Annotated in this window: 14 protein-coding genes and 3 pseudogenes; 12 read left to right on the top strand and 5 right to left on the bottom strand. The window is 68.2% G+C overall.

The features are described from left to right. Positions 1 to 38 precede the first annotated feature (38 nt). The 4 genes and pseudogenes from ACZ6BB_RS37665 to ACZ6BB_RS37650 form a co-directional block, all read left to right on the top strand. A pseudogene (locus ACZ6BB_RS37665) lies at positions 39 to 846 on the top strand (transposase family protein). 326 nt (positions 847 to 1,172) lie between these two features. After that, positions 1,173 to 4,139 carry a hypothetical protein gene (locus tag ACZ6BB_RS37660; protein ID WP_471619621.1) on the top strand — a complete coding sequence of 989 codons (2,967 nt, stop codon included), beginning with the start codon at positions 1,173 to 1,175 and terminating at the stop codon, positions 4,137 to 4,139. Positions 4,140 to 4,153: 14 nt separating this feature from the next. Then, on the top strand, positions 4,154 to 6,457 hold the full coding sequence (locus ACZ6BB_RS37655) for a hypothetical protein (protein WP_471619620.1): 2,304 nt from the start codon (positions 4,154 to 4,156) through the stop codon (positions 6,455 to 6,457). A gap of 261 nt (positions 6,458 to 6,718) precedes the next feature. Further along, positions 6,719 to 7,197 (top strand): annotated as a pseudogene (locus ACZ6BB_RS37650) (transposase); the annotation flags it as partial. Here ACZ6BB_RS37650 and ACZ6BB_RS37645 read toward each other — a convergent pair. Then, entirely contained in the window at positions 7,194 to 7,556 is a 363-nt protein-coding gene (locus ACZ6BB_RS37645) for a hypothetical protein (protein WP_471619619.1), read from the bottom strand. The pseudogene ACZ6BB_RS37650 and the gene ACZ6BB_RS37645 sit on opposite strands and share 4 nt — an antisense overlap. Then, positions 7,540 to 7,830 (bottom strand): hypothetical protein, encoded by a 291-nt coding sequence (locus ACZ6BB_RS37640; protein WP_471619618.1) that lies wholly within the window; start codon positions 7,828 to 7,830, stop codon positions 7,540 to 7,542. Before ACZ6BB_RS37640 ends, ACZ6BB_RS37645 begins: the two co-directional genes overlap by 17 nt. Between ACZ6BB_RS37640 and ACZ6BB_RS37635 the strand changes: the two genes are divergently transcribed. Both ACZ6BB_RS37635 and ACZ6BB_RS37630 read left to right on the top strand, forming a co-directional pair. Beyond that, positions 7,817 to 8,140 carry a Na+/H+ antiporter NhaC family protein gene (locus ACZ6BB_RS37635; protein ID WP_471619617.1) on the top strand — a complete coding sequence of 108 codons (324 nt, stop codon included), beginning with the start codon at positions 7,817 to 7,819 and terminating at the stop codon, positions 8,138 to 8,140. The genes ACZ6BB_RS37640 and ACZ6BB_RS37635 overlap by 14 nt on opposite strands. 20 nt (positions 8,141 to 8,160) lie before the next feature. Further along, the gene (locus ACZ6BB_RS37630; RefSeq protein ID WP_471619616.1) at positions 8,161 to 8,415 is read left to right on the top strand and encodes a hypothetical protein; all 255 of its coding nucleotides are present in this window, start codon (positions 8,161 to 8,163) and stop codon (positions 8,413 to 8,415) included. On the opposite strand, the gene ACZ6BB_RS37625 is transcribed toward ACZ6BB_RS37630, so the two are convergent. Beyond that, positions 8,402 to 8,614 (bottom strand): hypothetical protein, encoded by a 213-nt coding sequence (locus ACZ6BB_RS37625; protein WP_471619615.1) that lies wholly within the window; start codon positions 8,612 to 8,614, stop codon positions 8,402 to 8,404. The two genes, ACZ6BB_RS37630 and ACZ6BB_RS37625, sit on opposite strands and share 14 nt — an antisense overlap. A 357-nt stretch (positions 8,615 to 8,971) precedes the next feature. Here ACZ6BB_RS37625 and ACZ6BB_RS37620 point away from each other — a divergent pair, with 357 nt between their 5' ends. The 3 genes and pseudogenes from ACZ6BB_RS37620 to ACZ6BB_RS37610 form a co-directional block, all read left to right on the top strand. Beyond that, positions 8,972 to 9,880 carry a dihydrodipicolinate synthase family protein gene (locus ACZ6BB_RS37620; protein WP_471619614.1) on the top strand — a complete coding sequence of 303 codons (909 nt, stop codon included), beginning with the start codon at positions 8,972 to 8,974 and terminating at the stop codon, positions 9,878 to 9,880. A gap of 42 nt (positions 9,881 to 9,922) precedes the next feature. Continuing rightward, positions 9,923 to 10,999 (top strand): Glu/Leu/Phe/Val dehydrogenase family protein, encoded by a 1,077-nt coding sequence (locus ACZ6BB_RS37615; protein ID WP_471619613.1) that lies wholly within the window; start codon positions 9,923 to 9,925, stop codon positions 10,997 to 10,999. Between the two features lie 399 nt (positions 11,000 to 11,398). Then, positions 11,399 to 11,503 (top strand): annotated as a pseudogene (locus ACZ6BB_RS37610) (RNA-guided endonuclease TnpB family protein); the annotation flags it as partial. A 174-nt stretch (positions 11,504 to 11,677) separates the two neighbouring features. Here the strand turns inward: ACZ6BB_RS37610 and ACZ6BB_RS37605 are convergent. Continuing rightward, positions 11,678 to 12,190: a winged helix-turn-helix transcriptional regulator gene (locus ACZ6BB_RS37605; RefSeq protein ID WP_471619612.1), complete on the bottom strand. Its 513-nt coding sequence runs from the start codon at positions 12,188 to 12,190 to the stop codon at positions 11,678 to 11,680. A gap of 462 nt (positions 12,191 to 12,652) precedes the next feature. Here ACZ6BB_RS37605 and ACZ6BB_RS37600 point away from each other — a divergent pair, with 462 nt between their 5' ends. Next, on the top strand, positions 12,653 to 13,090 hold the full coding sequence (locus tag ACZ6BB_RS37600; protein ID WP_471619611.1) for a hypothetical protein: 438 nt from the start codon (positions 12,653 to 12,655) through the stop codon (positions 13,088 to 13,090). Between the two features lie 655 nt (positions 13,091 to 13,745). Then, positions 13,746 to 15,416 (top strand): FUSC family protein, encoded by a 1,671-nt coding sequence (locus ACZ6BB_RS37595; RefSeq protein ID WP_471619610.1) that lies wholly within the window; start codon positions 13,746 to 13,748, stop codon positions 15,414 to 15,416. Positions 15,417 to 15,488: 72 nt separating this feature from the next. Here ACZ6BB_RS37595 and ACZ6BB_RS37590 read toward each other — a convergent pair whose 3' ends face one another. Further along, positions 15,489 to 16,760, bottom strand: a complete 1,272-nt coding sequence (locus ACZ6BB_RS37590; RefSeq protein WP_471619609.1) for an aldehyde dehydrogenase family protein — start codon at positions 16,758 to 16,760, stop codon at positions 15,489 to 15,491. A gap of 417 nt (positions 16,761 to 17,177) precedes the next feature. On the opposite strand from ACZ6BB_RS37590, the gene ACZ6BB_RS37585 reads away from it, so the two are divergent. Then, positions 17,178 to 17,306: a hypothetical protein gene (locus ACZ6BB_RS37585; protein WP_471619608.1), complete on the top strand. Its 129-nt coding sequence runs from the start codon at positions 17,178 to 17,180 to the stop codon at positions 17,304 to 17,306. Positions 17,307 to 17,372: the final 66 nt, after the last annotated feature.

Here is a 17,372-nt window from a genome sequence, read left to right as displayed (position 1 = left end):
TCACTACAAGATCGGCCGTAACCACCAGAGGCTTCACGTTGGTCACCTATGTTGCCACGCTCGATGTCCCCCGCCAGGTCGTGGATTACCTCGCCCGGTTGCTGACCACGCACCGTCGCCGGATCGGCACTCCGCTGGGCTCACGGGCGCTCGGGCCGTTCCGGCAGGCCGTGCTGGTGTTGCGTTGGTTCCGGGAGCGTGGCTGCGTGCACTGCCTGGCGCGAAACGCCGGGATCTCACAGGCCACCGGCTACCGCTACCGCTACCTGCACGAGGGCATCGACGTCCTCGCCGACCAGGCGCCCGACCTGCGCGACGTCCTGACGCACTGCCAGAAGGAGGGGATGACGCATGTGATCCTGGACGCCACCCTGATCGAGTCGGACCGCGTCTTTGGAGAGCGCAATAACGGCAACGATCTGTGGTTCAGTCAGAAGCACAAGGCATTCGGCGGCAACGTGCAGTTGTCAGCCCCGGAGGGCACCCCACTGTGGGTCTCCGAGGTTGAACCCGGATCTGCGCCCGACATCACCGCGGCCCGGATCCACGTCCTGCCCGCCCTCTACAAAGCGGCCGCCCAGGGCCCGCCGCCCCTGGCCGACAAGGGCTACATCGGGGCGGGCATCGGCATACGCATCCCCGTCCGCCGCCCGAAGGGCCGCTCCGAGCAAGCCTCCACATCGACATCCGGATGACGAACGCCCTGATCAGGCACGTACGAGCCCTGGGAGAACGCGCCGCCGAGCTCAAGGAACGCTGGCGCGCACTCAAGCACATCACACTCAGCCCCGCCGCATCGGCGACATCACCCACGCCGCACTTGTCCTCAATCATCGGTGGAAGTGATCTTCATAGAGAAAACCTCAGTGGCATGGGACTTCGTCATAGCGTTCACGAACGGCGAGGTGGAGCTGGTATCGGTCAAGCCCGGGGTGTCTTACCGAATCGACACCGGGAAAGCCGCGGCGTAGGCTCGAAATCGAAGCCTGAATTTCTGCACGCGTGGTACGCATTTCCCTCGCGGAAGCAGGGGCGTGGTCGCCGCAGGCTGTTCCCGTTGCCGTGCGACGGTCCCCCCATCTCACACTGACGGCGTATCAGCCGCGTTATTCAAGGCAGCTCCGGAACACGTCCCTGGACAGGTTCCAGGCCCATTGGACGGGAAGATTTCGATGCCCACCTTTTACGACGGCTCGGTCAAGGGTCACATCACCAAGGACGGCGCAAACGTCACGCACATCCGGCACAGCCAGGAGCTCCAGGCCAGCGAGAAGAACGATCCCGTCGAGGCGGCGAGCGCCTACCTCAGGGAAGCCGCGGACGTGCTCGGGCTGGCGCGGCCGCATCTCGGGAACCTACGCATGAGGGCAGCGGCCATGGCGCCCGAGGAGAGGGACGTCGAGTACCGGCTCGATGACGACAAGAGGCTCTTCGACGGAACGACCGTCGCCTTCACACAGACCTACTTCGACGTGCCGGTGTTCCGTCGCGGGATCTCGGTCAAGGTGAAGCACGGGCCGAACCGGGTCGTCGGCGTCACGAACAACACGGAACCCGGCTTGGAAGGCCGGCTGCCGAGCGCGGAGCGGATCGACTCCTACCGCAAGCTCTTCCAGGACGGCGCCGGATTCCTCGGCCGCGTCGCGCACCGCGCGGACGCGGAGGCCGAGATCCCGGCCGAGGTGAAGGAAGCGACACGCGTCGTCCGGCGCACGCTCGGACTCACCGGGCTGGCCGCCGAAGAGCGGAACGGCGGCACCGCCGGGACCGGCCTGATGAACGGACGGTTCGTCGCCTACCGCTACCAGCCGGAGCTTCGCTTTGCCGGCAGGCCGGCACCCCCCGACGAGGACCGGCCTGGCTTCTCGGGCGAGGTGGGGGCCCCGACCAGGGAGGACACCACACCGCCGTTCCCGGACATCGCTCCGGTCGACGGGTCGATCGAGCCCGGACGCACGTACCTGTGTGCCGAGATGATCGTCCGGCACGACGTTCCCGGGTACGGCAATCTGGTCTGGCTCCTCCTCTCCGAGGTGGAGACCGGCTCCGTCCTCTACGTCGAGTGCCAGACCTGCTTCGTCAACGGCATGGTCTTCCGTGTCGACCCCAATGTGGGCACCGGTGATCTGACCGTCAGCGCCGACGACAGCGACGCGATCCTGCAGAACCACGACTCGAGCGAGGTCCTCCACCATCTCGACTCTCCGGTCAACGGGTCCCAGAAACTGCGGGGCACGTTCGTGGTCGTCCAGGACGTTGAAACTCCGAACCAGGCCCCTCCCACCCGTCCGTCGGGGTCGGACTTCAACTTCGCGCCGCGGACCAATGACTTCGCGGCGGTCAACGCCTATTACCACCAGACCCAGTTGTTCCGCAGGATCGCCGACCTGGGCTTCCCGATCGAAACCTACTTCGACGGGACGGAGTTCCCCATCCCGGTCGACCACCGCGGCACAGGCACGGATGCCATCAACGCGCACTGGGCGCCCAACGGCATCGGCGGCACAGGCCACATGTGCTACTCACTGTGCGACCTCACCAACACTGCTCAGCCCCTCGGCCGCGCGGTCGACCCGTGGGTGCACTGGCACGAGATGGGTGGTCACGGATCTCTCGGAGACCACGTGGGCACGGGCACGTTCGGCTTCGCCCACAGCGCCGGCGACGGCCTGGCCGCGCTGCAGATGGACCCGGAGTCCGCGTTGCGGGGGACGACGGAGCGGTTCCGCTACGCACCGTTCCGGCCCCTGGCTTCGCGTCGCTTCGACCGCACGTGGCGATGGGGCGGCCCCGAGGACGACGAGAATTACCAGAGCGAGGAGATCCTGGCCACCTGCCACTTCCGGATCTACCGCGCGATCGGCGGCGACCACCCGGACCTCGGAAGGCGGCTGTTCGCCTCCCGAGCCGCTACGTACCTGATCCTGCGCGCCATCGGGCAGCTCACCCCCGGCACCAACCCCGACAACGTGGACCCCGTCACCATGACCCGGGTCCCCGGCCGCGGCGCCCAGTTGTGGTGCGAGGAGCTGCAAGGAGCGGACCTGGAGAACTGGCTGTCCGAGGGCCTGTCCGGCGGTGCCTACAACAAGGTGATCCGCTGGGGGTTCGAGAAGCAGGGATCGTACGGCGGCAAGCCGCCGGACGTCGACGTGTACATCGACGACGGCCGCGCCGGGGAGTACGAGTTCCAGCAGGTGCACTGGGCGAATCAGTCGATGTGGAACCGGAACGCGCCCGACGGTCTGCCCGGACACCAGAACGCCATCGCGGGCACGAAGAACTTCTTCTACGTGCAGGTCAAGAACCGCGGTACTTCGGCGTCGGGGACCGTGACCGTCCAGGGCTACCACTGCCTGCCCGGAGCGGGGCTCAGCTGGCCGGGCGACTTCACGCCCATGTCGCCGGCGGCGGGGCTGACCGCGCCCAGTGTCACGGCGAACAACGCGGCGGAGGTCGTGTTCGGTCCGTTCGAGTGGGTGCCCAACGAGAACGTGCACGGCCATGACTGCGCGCTGATGATCGCCTCCACGGCAGGAGACCCGAGCAACGTGGTGCACTTCACCGGCTCGGAGTCGATCGAGGAATGGCGGCTGGTGCCCAACGACAACAACATCGGCCAGCGCAACGTCACTCTCGTGCCCGGCGGCGCGGGCCCGGAGGCCCTGATCTCGTCGATGGCCGACACGGTCTTCGTCGCCGGCAACAACCTGCCCCGGCCCGCGCACATGGAGCTCAGGGTCACCATGCCGACCGTCCTCGCAGACAAGGGGTGGGCGCTCGACCTCAACGACGCGGCGAACGGATTCCGGCTGAACCCTGGCGAGAAGCAGAGGTTGAATCTGCAGCTGGTGCCGGGCGCGTCGTTCACCGCCGAGGAGCTGCGGGCCGCCGGCGACCAGACGATCAAGGTGTCCCTGCTGGCCGACGGGATGGAGATCGGCGGGATGCTCTACACCGTCGATCCCGGCCTGACGGCGAATGCGGAAGACGGCGGGCTGAGCGCACGCGCCGACGGCGCGGCGGCGCACGGTCTGCTCGAACGCCTCGGCGTCGACGGAGCGGACGTCACGAAGGTCACGGTGAGGAAGATCAGCCTGGACATCGAGTTCGGTCATCCGGACTCGGGCTCCGGCTGAACCGGGAGGGGACCATGGCCGGCAACTGGGAAGTGGCTCCACCTCCGAAGACGGTCGACGGACTGCTCGCCGTCCCGATCGACATCAGCTCCATCACGGCATCGATCGTCTTCGACGGTGCGTCCGCTTCGGGCTCGGCCGACGCGACCCTCACCTACACCGTGGGGCCGACCTCCGGGAGCCCCTTCTTCGACCTGCGTCAGTCGGTCTCCCAGGCGTGGCTGGACGGTACGCCGTTCCCCGCGGCCAAGCTGGCCCACCATGCCTTCGGGACCGGTCCCTTCACCGATCTGCGCGTCATCGAGTCGGGCCAGAGCGCGGGGTCGGTGCACACCCTGCGTGTGCGGTACCCCCTAGCCGTCCCGGACAGCCAGCTCGGCGGCTCCTACCTGCCGAGAATCGAGTGGGCGCCGGGTCCCCGGCTGACCTTCGCACTCGCGCTGTCCGACTTGAACCGCGCCCGCTACCTTGAGGCCTGGCTGCCGGCCAACCTGCAGTTCGACCAGTACTCCATCGACCTGGACATCCGGATCGACAACACGGCCGTCCCACACTCGGTGATCACCAACGGCTCCGTCACCGAACTCGCCGCCCGTCACTGGACGGTGGCGTTCCCTGCCCGGTCCAGCTCGGTGTCCCCATTGCTGGAGATCCGGGCGTCCGACACGGTCGAGCGGACCACCGGAACCGCGCTGCTGCCGGTGTCTGGCAAGACGGTCACCATCGAGGCGTGGCGGCCGGCCGGCTCGGCCGTCGACCTCGCGGCTCAGATCGCCGCGATCCGCACCCTCCTCGTCGACAACGAGAACGGCTATGGCGGCTACCTGCATGACGACCGGTACGTCGCGTACTTCACCGGCAGCGGGGGCATGGAGTACGAAGGAGGGACGACCACATCCGCCGACGCCCTCCTGCACGAGACGTTCCACAGCTGGTTCGCCCGCGGCCTCAAGCCCGCAGACCAGTCCGACGGGTGGTGGGACGAGGGCTTCACCACGTTCCACGACGACGGAGCGAACGACGCCGTCCCCCTCGACTTCACCGCCCCGCCCGTAGCCCTGTGCTCGCGGGACCCCTGGCAGCGCCACACTCCGACCGCCTCGTACGTCTCGGGCAGCGCGCTCTTCAGGGGACTGGCCGCGATGACGGGTGCCGGGCCCCTCAACGCCCACATGCGGTCCCTGTACGAGTCCCAGGCGGGCGGTCTACCACTGTCGACCGAGCGGCTGGAGGAGCATCTGGTCGCGCGCAGCGGCGACGACCGGGTGGTGCACGCCTTTCACCGGTTCGTCTACGGCCTGCCCGACCCCATCCCGGCTCCCGCCCTGCGGCTGCGCGACGATATCGTCGATCCCGGGGCGGACAACTGGGCGGGCGCGTTCTGGGACTCCCCCGATCTCTGGGTCCGCACCGCGGACGACGGTGGCACCATCCACCAGAATCCGGAGTACGGCCAGGACAATTGGTTCCACGCCCGGGTACGCAACCGGGCCGGCGCCGGTGCGGCGGCGCACTTCGTGGTGACGTTCCGGGCGACCGGGTACGCGGGGACGGAATTCGTCTTTCCGACCGACTTCTTCGAGGCCACGGCGGTGAAGGCCGAGTTCGACCTGGCGCCGGGCGAGACCCGCGTAGTCAAGGCCCGCTGGCCCGAGGCGTCGGTGCCAGCGCCCGGATCCCATACCTGTGTGGTCGCCTCGGTGCTGAGCCGTTTCGATGATCCCGCGGCCGGCGGCCACGTCTGGCAGGCCCGGAATCTCGCGCAGAAGAACCTCACCGTGGTCGACGTGGTACCGGGGGAATACGTTGTCGTCCCGGTCGTACTGACCAACCGGCTTGGCGAGAAGCAGCTCGTGCACGTACGGCGTTCCGATCCCGGGCTGCGGATCGCGGTGGTCCACCGATCGGCCGAACTGCTCAAAAGCGCGGGCCTGGCCCCCCGTCCGCTCGTCGAATATCCGGTGCGGTCCCGTGTGCAGGAGGCTCCGACGCAGTTCGATTGTGGCGGAGTTGCCCCCTCGGCGCCGGTCGCGCCCCTCGCGCGCGCCGTGTTGGCCTCGGCCGACCTTGATGCCGTCCTGCGGCGCTTCCCCGACGCCTGGCAGGCCGAGCTGCCCGACGAGCCGGTGCCGCTCGGCGCCGACCCGTTCTCACCACTCGTGGTCGGCCTGAAGGTCGAACTGCCCGAGGACGCGGAACCGGGACACGGCCATCGGGTCGACCTCGTACAGCGACGGGTCGACACGGGTCGGATCGTCGGAGGCGTCGCCGTAATCCTCAACGCCTCAACACCGTCAGGAGACCGAGACGAGGTGTGAGAACGCGATCGTCGCCACGTCGATCAGCATTGAGGAGTTCACGGAGGAGGGCGTGGGCGGCGACACCTTCGTCATGCTCGACATGGGCGTCTCCATCGCCGATTCCGTGGTGCAGTGACCGCGACGCGATATGAGCGGAAGCGGATGCCGACGGCTGGCAACGGCCGTCGGCAGCACAGGAGCTCATACGCTCAGTCATCACCCGCGGGACCGGCCGGTGACGTGCTCGTACGCGGTATCGGCCGGCGCTAGGCGTCCGACCGCAGCCGCGGACGGCTCTCGGTGGCCGGGCTGCTGTGCTTCCGGCCGGGCCTGCCCGCCCATCTGTGCTACCGGCTGCGTCGGCATACCGGCAGCAAGGGCGAGCGTCGCTCGCTGGGCGAGACGGACTACATCCGCCTCTTTGATGGCGCCCACCAAATGCCGAAGGCCCCACTGATCGTGGTGTGGGACCGGCTGAGCCCACGTCTCCAAGGCGGTGAAGGCACTCGTGGCCGAGCGGGGCTGGCTGACTGTGGTCCTACTGCCCGGGTATGCGCCCGGCCTCAACCCTGTGGAGTGCCTGTGGGCACACCTCAAGCGGAGCCGGGCCAAACCAGCCCAACCTGGCCGCCCGCACCCTCAGCGAGTTGGAGACTCTGCTCCACAGGCGGCTCAAGGGGCTGCAATACCAGCACGGCGTCCTTGGAGGGTTCCTCGCCGGGACGGCCCTCGCTCTCGACAGACCGGACGGACCCTAATACGCCGAGGTCAGTAAACTCTCGTCGCCGGTCGGGTCAGCGCTCACCGTGTGAGCGAGCGCGTCGGGGCCCCGTTCGGGCCTTCGTACCGTCGGCCCCACCCGGTGAGAATGGCCGCGACCATGACGAGCGTCAGGCAGAGCGGGTAGAAGGCGGTGGGTGAAGATCGACGGTGCGGACACGGGCGGAATGCCTGGATAGCCCTGTGTCAGGGTGCTTGCGATCAGCAGAAACGAGCTGGCGACAGGGAAGATGACACCGAGCCCGAGGGTGAAACAGTCCATGATGTTGGCGCGCCGGTAGGGATGGAGCCCGACGTCGGCTCCGATCCGGTCGGCGAACTTACCGAAGAAGATCATTTGACGGCCCGTTCACGCCGTCGAAGGCGGAGGTGGTCAGCACGGCCCCTGCGGCGATCATGAACTCGGCGCACACCGGGCTCTTGCCGGGGTTCGAACGAGTCATCAGCGCCACGTTGTCGTCGAAGACGCCTGCGGACTGCAGGACTCCGATCATCGCGAAGATGACTACCGCGAGCAGGATGAGCGGCAACATCCCGCTCACCCCCGACACGAGGAAGCCGGTCGGCTTGCCGTCGCGCGGCACATCGAACGGATTCGTGTGGCTGGCCACCGAGCTGAACCTGAGCGGCGGAGCGTACGTCGCGGTCGCGTTCCTGGTCGTGTGCGTCATCGCCATGGCAGCCGGCTCCTCGATCGGCACCATGTTCACGGTCTTCCCGATCCTCTACCCAGCCGGGGTGGCGGTCGGTGCGCAGCCGGTACTGCTGGCCGGCGCACTGCTCTCGGGCGCGTTGTTCGGTGACAACCTGGCCCCCATCTCGGACACCACCGTGATCTCGGCCTCCTCGCAGCGCTACCGCCGGCGTAATGGGCTGGCCGAGGTCGGCGGCGTGGTCCGGGCACGGGCCCCTACTCGCTGAGTGCCGCGCTGGTCGCTGCGGTGCTCTTCTATCTGGCCGGGATGGGGGCCGGCAACCTGTTCGGAGGCAGCACGCACGCGGCGGCGGCCGCTGCGGGTGATCCCTCGCCGCGTGGTCTGGTCATGCTTGTCCCGGTGCTGGTGCTGCTGATTGTCGCGTTCGTCAAGCGTGATCTGTTCCTGACCGCCCTGATCGGACTCGTCACGGGCACGCTGGTGGCACTGGCCGCCGGCCTGATGTCGATGAAGGACCTCCTGTCGGTCACCTTGCCTTGATCATCGCCGAGACGACGCTGATCGAGAGCAGCAGAAGGAGCAGCGTCGCGGAGTTCTTGGAGGCGACGCCGTCGATGGCTCGTTCCCAGAAGGTCGAGAAGCTCCGGGCGAGTACGGATCCCACGAACAACGTCATCAGGCCGACGACCCCGAGAACGGTGAGGTCGAAGGTGCCGTATCCCGCGAAGAAGGCGATCACTCCGCCGATGAAGACGACGGCGCTATGTAGGCCCCGGCCTTGCCGAACCGGAAGGTGAGCGAGGGCCACCCCAGTTCGGGCCCCGCCCCTGTGTCTGCGTCCGACGGACTGTCAATGGATCTGATTTCGATCATCTCGTCTCCTGCGTAGAGCCCTGCAGACGCCTGGTCTGATGTCCGGCGGAGCGTAACCGCGCTCACATAGGCAAGCACAAGTGAGATGGCGGAAGAAATTCACTTTTTTAGAGAACGTCGATGTCAACGAGCCTGTCGCTGACTTGTGCATACTTAAGTCAGCCTCTACGCTGCGCTCAGTCGACCCCTCACCGACGGGGTTGATCATCCGAATGGAGCAGGAATGGCTACGACGCGAGCCGGCCGCCCCGGTGGCCTGGTGTGCCCAGTGATCACGCCGGTGACGCCGCACAACGGGTTGAACGGCCCCGCACTGTCCCGCCACATCGACGCACTGGTTCCGCACGTCGACGGCGTCTTCGTGCTGGGTTCCTCCGGTGAGCACCCGTGGCTTCCCGCAGATGTCGAGCGAGAAACGGTCGCGGTCGCAGGCCAGCAGCTGGACGGGCGCGCCGCGCTCTACGTCGGCGCCGGGCAGTCAAGCGTCGATGCGACCCTGCGTACCTTCGACCAGTACGCCGACTCGGCGGCCGACTACCTGGTGGTCACTCCGCCGACCTTCTTCCCGCTCTCCGACGCCGAGACCATCGACGCGTTCGTGACCCTCGCCGATCATGCCCCCCGGCCCGTCGTCCTCTACAACATCCCCCAGTTCGCCGGGAACGGTATCTCCGCCGAAGTCCTGCGTGAGGTCGCACAGCACCCGAGGATCGTGGGTGTGAAGGACAGCAGCGGGGACCTGTCCTTGGTAGCGGCCTTCCTCAAGGCCCGCCCGTCCGACTTCGCCGTGCTGCAGGGTCGCGACCATCTGATCGCGGCCACCCTCCGGCTCGGCGGGGACGGCGCCGTGGCCGCACTGTCCAACATCGCCGCACCGCTCCTGGCCGAGCTGGTCGGCGCCGGGCACGACCCCGCCGGACACCACCGCCTCGACGCTCTGCAGGACGAGGTCGACCACCTCGGCGAGCTGCTCGCTTACGGCCTCGTGGGCGCGCTCAAGGCGAGCCTCGAACTGCTCAGGTTCCCAGTCGGCGCACCCCAGCGCCCCGCACGCACGGTGTCCGCCGCCGAGCGGGACCAGATCGCAAAGATCCTCCACACCTTCGACGGACGCCTGCTCGCAGCGTTCTGACAAACCCACCCCACCAGCGGACCCAACAAAGAGGAATCCCAGATGAACACCCACACCGAACTCGACGCCACCATCGATCACGAGGAGGTGGTCATCCGCCGCGGCGAGCGCACCGGCCAGCCCGTCATCGTCGCCGTCCACAACACCAAGCTCGGACCGGCGCTGGGCGGCGTCCGCCTGACGAAGTACGACTCCCCCGTCTCCGCAGTCGTCGACGCCCTGCGGCTGAGCCGCGCCATGACGTTCAAGGCCGCTGCCTCGAACAACGGCACCGGCGGCGGGAAGTCGGTCGTCCCGCTGCTGCCCGGCGGCCCCCAGCGGGTCGACGGCCAGTTCCGCACCAGCCTGCTGCTCGACGTCGCCGACGTCGTCCACTCGCTGGGGGGCCGCTACATCGTCGCCCCCGACGTGGGCACCGGACCGACCGAGATGCGCACCATGCGCATGCGTACGCCCTACGTCGGTGGCTACACCATCACCCCCGAAGGCATCCCCGCCACCACTCACGGCACCGCCGGTGGCGTGGAGCGGGCCCTGCTGGCCACCGCCCAGCACCTGTGGGGCACCACCAACCTCGACGGACGCACCGTCGCCGTGATCGGGTTCGGTGCCGTCGGCCGCTCCCTCACCGAGAAGCTCATCAAGCGGGGCGCCACGGTCTCGACCACTGACATCGACGAATCCCTGCGTGAGCCGGCCGAGGCCGTCGGCGCCACCTGGATCCCCCTCGACACCGCCCATGAAGCCGAGGTCGACATCCTCGCCCCCTGTGCGCTCGGCGGCACCCTCACCCCCGCGCTCGTCCCGCGACTGCGCTGCAAGGCCGTCGTGGGCTCGGCCAACAACCAGCTCAGCACCGACTCCGTCGCCGACTCACTGCGCGAGCGCAACATCATCTGGACACCGGACTTCATCGCCAACGCCGGCGGCATCCTCTACGCCAGCGGCATCGAGCTCCAGCACCTTACCCCCGAGCAGGCCGACCACCGCCTCGACGAGATCGCGGAGACGACCACCCGGGCCCTGGAGCGCAGCCACCGGGACGGCGTCACCACGCTCGCCGCCGCCTACGACCTCGCGCGCGAGCGGCTCGCCGCCGCCGAGACCAACAGGCCGTAATAAGCGGGCCCCGCTGACGGGCACCCTGCCTGCCAATGCCGGCGGGACCGGCTGGCGTACCGATGCACAATCATGGACGCCACGCCGGTCCCCCGGCGCACTCACTACCGATGCCGTTGCTGCCCTTTGGGCCATCAGAGACACCGCGGTTGCCGACCGGCGCCCTCGCGGCCACCGCTGAACAGCGTTGGCTCTCGGGATCGCCGCCAGAAGTCTTCCGGCACGTCTGGCCGTTGAAGGCTCAGCCCAGACCGCATGATGTCCGTCGAACGTCGACACGCACGGGTTGAACCAGGGCACGACGATCCGAAGACGCTACAGCGCAGCCGACGCCAGGCCTCAGACAGGTAGCGATCGCCTGCTCTTCAACCGCGCGTTCTTCGCGTGTGAGCGGTTGGGCTCGCTGTCGGCAGGAAGATTGATCGCCCTCGGTTCCTGCGCCGGGCCGAGAAGAAGCTCAAGCGCCTACAGCAGGAGCTGTTCTGCAAAGCCAAGGGATCGAAGAAAAGCGGTCAGTGCGGGCCAGGAATCCGTCCATCAGAACCTGTCCCGCGCCTGCGGCTGCTTTCACCGGCCCAGCTCCGTCAAGGACACCTGGCCGCGCCGGCCCGAGTGATCACCGACGCCGACTCGAAGCGCTCCAGGCAGTCTCCAGGACATCCAGAAAGGCGCAGGCGCTCAGACGGCGCCAGGCTCTTGGAGAGGTTCGGTGCTGGCGATGGCTGGGCCAGGCACCAGTTCGAGGTCGTCCGGCGTGACGGTGTGTCCGACATTGCAGTGCAGTTCCGCGCGCACCCCCGCGCCGCAATCTGCGTGGCGCAAGCGTACGGCGCCCCCGTCGGGGGCCAGGTGCCGGTCGCCCCACTGCATCAGGGCGAAGAACACCGTCATGAGCTGGTTGCCGCGGTCGGTGAGTACATAGCGTTCACGGGAGCGCTGGCCGCGCTCTTGGTAGGAGACCTTGTTGAGAAGGCCGGCGTCGACCATTTCCGTCAGACGCGCGGATGCCGTGGGCTGACTTACCTTCGCCTGACGTGCAAGATCCGTGAAATGCGTCGTGCCGTAGTAGACCTCCCGCAGGAGAATCCACGTGGACTGGTTGGAGACGAGCTCCAGGGCGAGGCGCCCTGAACAGGGAACGTCGTACCAGCTGTCGCGGTCGGTGAGGGAGTCGCGAAGTGGAGTCGCCATGGTCTCACTATACGCTTAGGCACCGCGATCGAGAATCTGCGGTGGCTTCTGACTTAAGGCAGCGTACGGCAGGTGACTGCTTCGATCGCCCCGAGCGTATCCATGGCCAGAGCGAGAACGTCTGGCGAACTCATGCTCGTGGAATGCTGCTGATAGAGGGGCCGTCGTCCTGCCTGTCGTGAGAGAACGCGACGGGGCGGCCGCCTGCGAGCGATCCCGGTATCGGCAGACGGAGGAGGCTTGGCGCTTACTCGCTGTCCCGTTCATGGGTCTGTCTCGGTTGCTTCCCTGACTCAGACAAGACGGGTGCGCCGCGCAAAGGCAGTGGCAGGGTCAGACAGCAGGGTTGTGGGCTGCCGCGGAGCGCGGGGTGGGAACTGCGGTCCGCTTGCGCGATTGGTCCGGGAGCAGGTCGCCATGGCGGTGGCGGAGGTAGGCCAAGGCCTGCTCCAGGGAGGGGCTGTGGTTGATGCTTTTCTTGACAAACTCCAGCCGCTGCTTGGCTTCTCACAGGATCTCGGACCACGCGCGCACCCAGCTTTCAGCGTCGCCTGTGTCACCGGGCTTGGGCAGCGTGCTGACAGCGAGCGCCTGGCGGAGCTCCTGAACAGGACAAGTAGCCGAGTCGCCTGCATGCACCGCGAGGAGTACGACGTCCTCGTCACCCAGGGCCTCGACGTGTCGCAGATATGTGACGCGATCGACGCGATCAGCTCTGCAGCGAGGATTGGTGTCGGCATCCCGCGTACCGGAATCGCCGGCGCCGCGGTTGCGCCTGCGCCCGTCGGCTCTGCCGCAGGCGGGCAGGGCCCTCGTGGCATTGGTCAGTCGTCGGCTGCCACGGTGCTCAGCAGGGTGGGTGCCGCAACGACCTCGACCTCGCCAGGCGGCAGGATGTGACCCTCGGTGCAAGAAAGCCGCGGGTGAACGGTGCCCCCGCTCCCGCACGAAGTCCTGGAAGTGCGTCGTGCCGTAGAACGCCCCACGCAGCACCAGCAGGTTCGCCGGGGTACCGAGCACCTCCAGGGCGCGGGCAGCGGAACAGCGCTCGGACCGCCCGGCTGTCGCGGTCGACCAGCAGGACAACCAGGGATGACGTCACCACCCCCTCCCAAAGGCTCTGACTTAAGATAGATTAAGTCAGTCATCTCATCCGCCTATGAAGGTTCTCCATGTCAACTGCAGCCCTGGAAGCAACTCTCGACCACGAGCAGGCCGGTCCGGTCAGGCCGCCGGACCGGCGTCATGGCGACGCCCCCCTGGCAGCCGCAAACCGGCTCACGAAGCGCGCTCAAGACACCGCCCGACGATAACGACCTGCTCGACGACCGACCCGCCGACCGAGGGACGCCTCTGCGCCGCGGACGCCTCGCCTACCGGGTCGTGCTCGTGCGCCCGCGTCAGAATTGTTCCGATCTTGATGCTTGGCCCGGCGCGAAGGCTCACAGCCAGCTACGTTCGCCCCCCTTCTCGGCTCGCACTTCCCGCGCGGCACGACACCCCAAGCGCCGATCGCCCCCGCTAGGGACGACGGCGTATCTCACGGAGAAAATCGATGAGTACGCGTGCGGCCCTGCGCCGCGTGGCCCACGCCGGGATGCTGCGATGCGCCCCGCCCTCCGACATCTGGTTCAAGCCGGCGCTGAGCGTGCTCGCCGCTACCGCCCTGCCCGCGCTATCCCTGCTCGCGCTGGACAGGCTCGACCTGGCGATGTACCCGATAGCTGGTGCCATGTCGGCGCTGTACTGCCACAACCGCCCATACGCTGCCCGGTACCGGGCCCTGGCCTGGGTGGCGCTCGGCATGGTCGGTGGCCTCGCCGTCGCGCTGCTCGCGGCGGCGCTCACCAGTAACGCAGTTGTCCTGGTAAGTGTCGGCGCTCTCATGGCCGCCCTACAGAAAGCCGTCTGCGACGCCACCCGCATCGGCCCGCCCGCGAGTGTGGTCCTGACATTCATCAGCTCGACCGCTCTGTTCTTGCCTCAGACTCCCGCTCAGGTCCCCGGCCATATCGCGCTGGCCCTGCTGGGGGGTGTCTGGGCCTGGCTGGTCTGCATGGCGCCCGGCCTGCTGCGCCCCCACGGACCCGAGCGTCGCGCCACCGCCCACGCCCTCGACACGGTCGCCGCGTACGTCGCCGTGAGCGGCACGGTCGAGCCCCAGGTCAAAGGCCGCGCCGCCGCTGCCGCAGCTGTGCAGGCCGCCTGGCAATGCCTACCGCCCGCCGGCGCCCGAAGCGACCTCACACGCCGCTCCCTCATACGGCTCGTCGCGTGCGCCGAGGTCGCCGTCACCGCCCCTGGGGATGCCGACCCGGAGCGTCTGCAGGCGTGGGCGCGCAACCTGCGCGGCTCGGGCCCGCTCCCCTACCTCAAACACCCTGTGCCGGACGGCGAGGAACTCCTCGGCGTCGACGCCGAGACGACCGCGTCGCCCCGGGCGGCGTGGTGGAGCCGGCACAATCTGCTCGCCCCCATCGCGGTGCGCACCGGGATCGGCTGCGCGCTTGCCGGATACGCCTCCCTCGCCTTCGGGATCGGGCGCCCGTACTGGGCCCTCGTCACCGCCGCCTCCCTGTACCAGGCCAACCTCACGCTCACCCGGCGACGAGCAGTTGAGCGGGTCGTCGGCAACCTCATCGGCGTCCTCGTCTTCGCCGTGATCGTCCCGCTCGCCCACCTGCATCCGGCGGCCCTCGTGCTGTGCTTCCTCGCCACTTGTTTCGCCGCCGCGGCACTGATCGGCCCCAACTACTGGCTCCATACCGTTTGCGTCACCCCGATGGCCCTGCTCATCACCGAGTTCGCCCGGACCCAGGACTCCGTCCAACTGATCACCGGACGGATCACGGACACTCTCGTCGGCACGCTCGTCGGCTTCGCCGCAGCCCTGGCAGTCACCAACCGGCGCGCAGGCGACCGCCTCGACCACGCACTCACCGCCGTCGAGCACGCCCATGCACACACGGCGGCTCTCCTCGCAGAGCCGGATCCCGTGCCCAGCGCGCTGAACGCCTCCCGACGTCGCCTCGGCGCCGCACTGGTCGAACTGCGTGTCTCGGCCGACACCGCGGCCGGCGAGTGGTGGCAGCGCGCTCTGCCCAGCGGAAGAGTCGTGCACGCCGAGCAGTCCGGGCACCAGACGCTGGCCGAGGCACTACGACATCAGAGGCTGGCATCCCTGGACCAGGACGCGGGCACCACTGGGCAGGACACCCAGGCATGACCGGGCAACAAACCTAACGAACCCCGGGGGCCTGTCACCCGTCGAACGGCCGGCGTTCCGGCAGCCAGGGTTCTAGCCGAGATTCTCTGCGCTGGGCATGACCACGTACTGCCGCAGGTACAGATCGCGGAAGCTCACTGGCCCACGCGGACCGGGGACCCGGTCGATGTTGATACCTGTCTCCGGCAGTCGCAGCAGCTTGAAGCCGTCGAGAAGTCGCGTGGGGGAATTCCAGAAGACCCCGGAGCCGCCATAAGCATCGATGAACCGGGTGGCGGCGGCGGGGTCGTCGGTCACGATGGCGGCGGCCAGCCCGGACGTCTCCTCGTTCGCGACCCGCGCCGCGTCCGATGGGCCGTCGGCGGCGTCGATCGTCACGGTTGCCGCACGCTCCGGGTCGAGTGACCACTCGTATCCGCGCGGATGGCTGTGCGGGGGAAGGGATGCGGCGATGCCCAGGCGGTGCAGGAGCTGAAGAATGCCCGGCAGCCGCTCTTCGTACACAGGCCGGTCGATGAGCAGCAGATTGAGGCGGTTGCACACGCCCAGGCGGTCGAGGCTGTCGATGATCAGCTGGTGTGCGGTCTTGTCGGCGGCGGCGGAGTCCACGTACAGGACTCCGCCGCCGTCGGCATGGGCGAGGGTCCGCACACCGTGGCGTGCGCCTTCACGGCCGAGGTCACGGGTGCTGTCGCCACTCCCGCGCAGGATGACCAGCGGGATGAGCTCGGGCAGGGCCACCAGCGCGTAAGCCGCCGAGCGGTCTTCGCTGGGCACCAGTTGGATGGCGTCCGGATCCAGCCCCGCCTCGGCCAGGGCCGGCACGATCACTAGATCCACCAGGGCCCGGGACGAGCCGAGCGCAGCCGATCCGGTGCGCAGCACACCCGCGTTGCGTGACTTGAGGAGCTGGGACGCGATGTCGAGCGTGACGTTCGGGCGAGCCTCGAAGTTGGCGCCGATGACCCCGACCGGACGCCTGCGCTCCACCAGGGTGAGGCCGTCCGGGCGCACCTCGACGACCCTGTCCCTCGGCTCGTGCGAGGTGTCCGCCAGCGTGCGCAGTTCCGCCGCCATGGCCTCCAACCGCTCTGAGGTCACTCGCAGGCGATCCTGCAGCGCGGGCGACATACCTGCGGAGACGGCAGCCGCGAGGTCCTTCTCGTTGGCGGCCATAAGAGCCGACTGCGCCGATCCCAAACGCTCCGCCATGCAACGCAGCGCCGAGTCGATCTCGGCGTCCGAGGCACCCATGAGAGCGATACCACCCTGCTTGGCTCGGACGGCGCAGGCACGCACGACATCCAAGGAGGCCGGTGCTCGGTAGTCCTCGTCGCTAGTCACGGGCTTCCCCTCACTGTCCGAATGCCGCAGCAACCTGGCAGCCAGGATCGTAGCATCGTTCAACAATCTTGCTCGGCGCCTGTCTCCCGGTGATAGCGGAAGCCGCGATCGTGGGCGAGGGTGGTGATGGTGTCCAGGACCTCGGACTTGCAGAAGTAGCAGCGGTCGCGGCCGTCGGCCCGAGATCCGGGACGGCCCAGTGCCGGTGAGCGGCGTCAGGTGGGTGACTCCGACGTCGTCGGCGAGGCAGTTCACCAACCGCCAGACTCTCCGACACGGCTGTGAGGGCAAGGACGCGTTCCGGGCCGAGGGCGCGTACGGCGGCGGCCAGGACGAGGGGCGGAGTCAACAGCGCCGGAACAGGCGACGGCGACCGGGCCGATGGCCCGCATACGGTTCAGGAGACTCTGTTCCACGGTGTCGTCACTCACCCAACTCCTCCTGCTGTCGTTGAGGGCGGCGGTCGCCAGTCAGGCGCAGGGCGCGGGCAGCGACGGCCCGCAGCGGCAGGACAAGTTCCGTGGCGGCGGCCACGACGTCCTCTAGCTCGGGCTTGGGCACCATTCGACGGTCTCGAAGCCGCGCGCAGCGTATTGCGGGTGGCGGTGACAC

The sequence above is a fragment of the Streptomyces sp. NPDC041108 genome (assembly GCF_055592645.1).
Note: the sequence above shows the minus strand (reverse complement) of the source record. Positions and strands in the feature narration are given on the sequence as shown.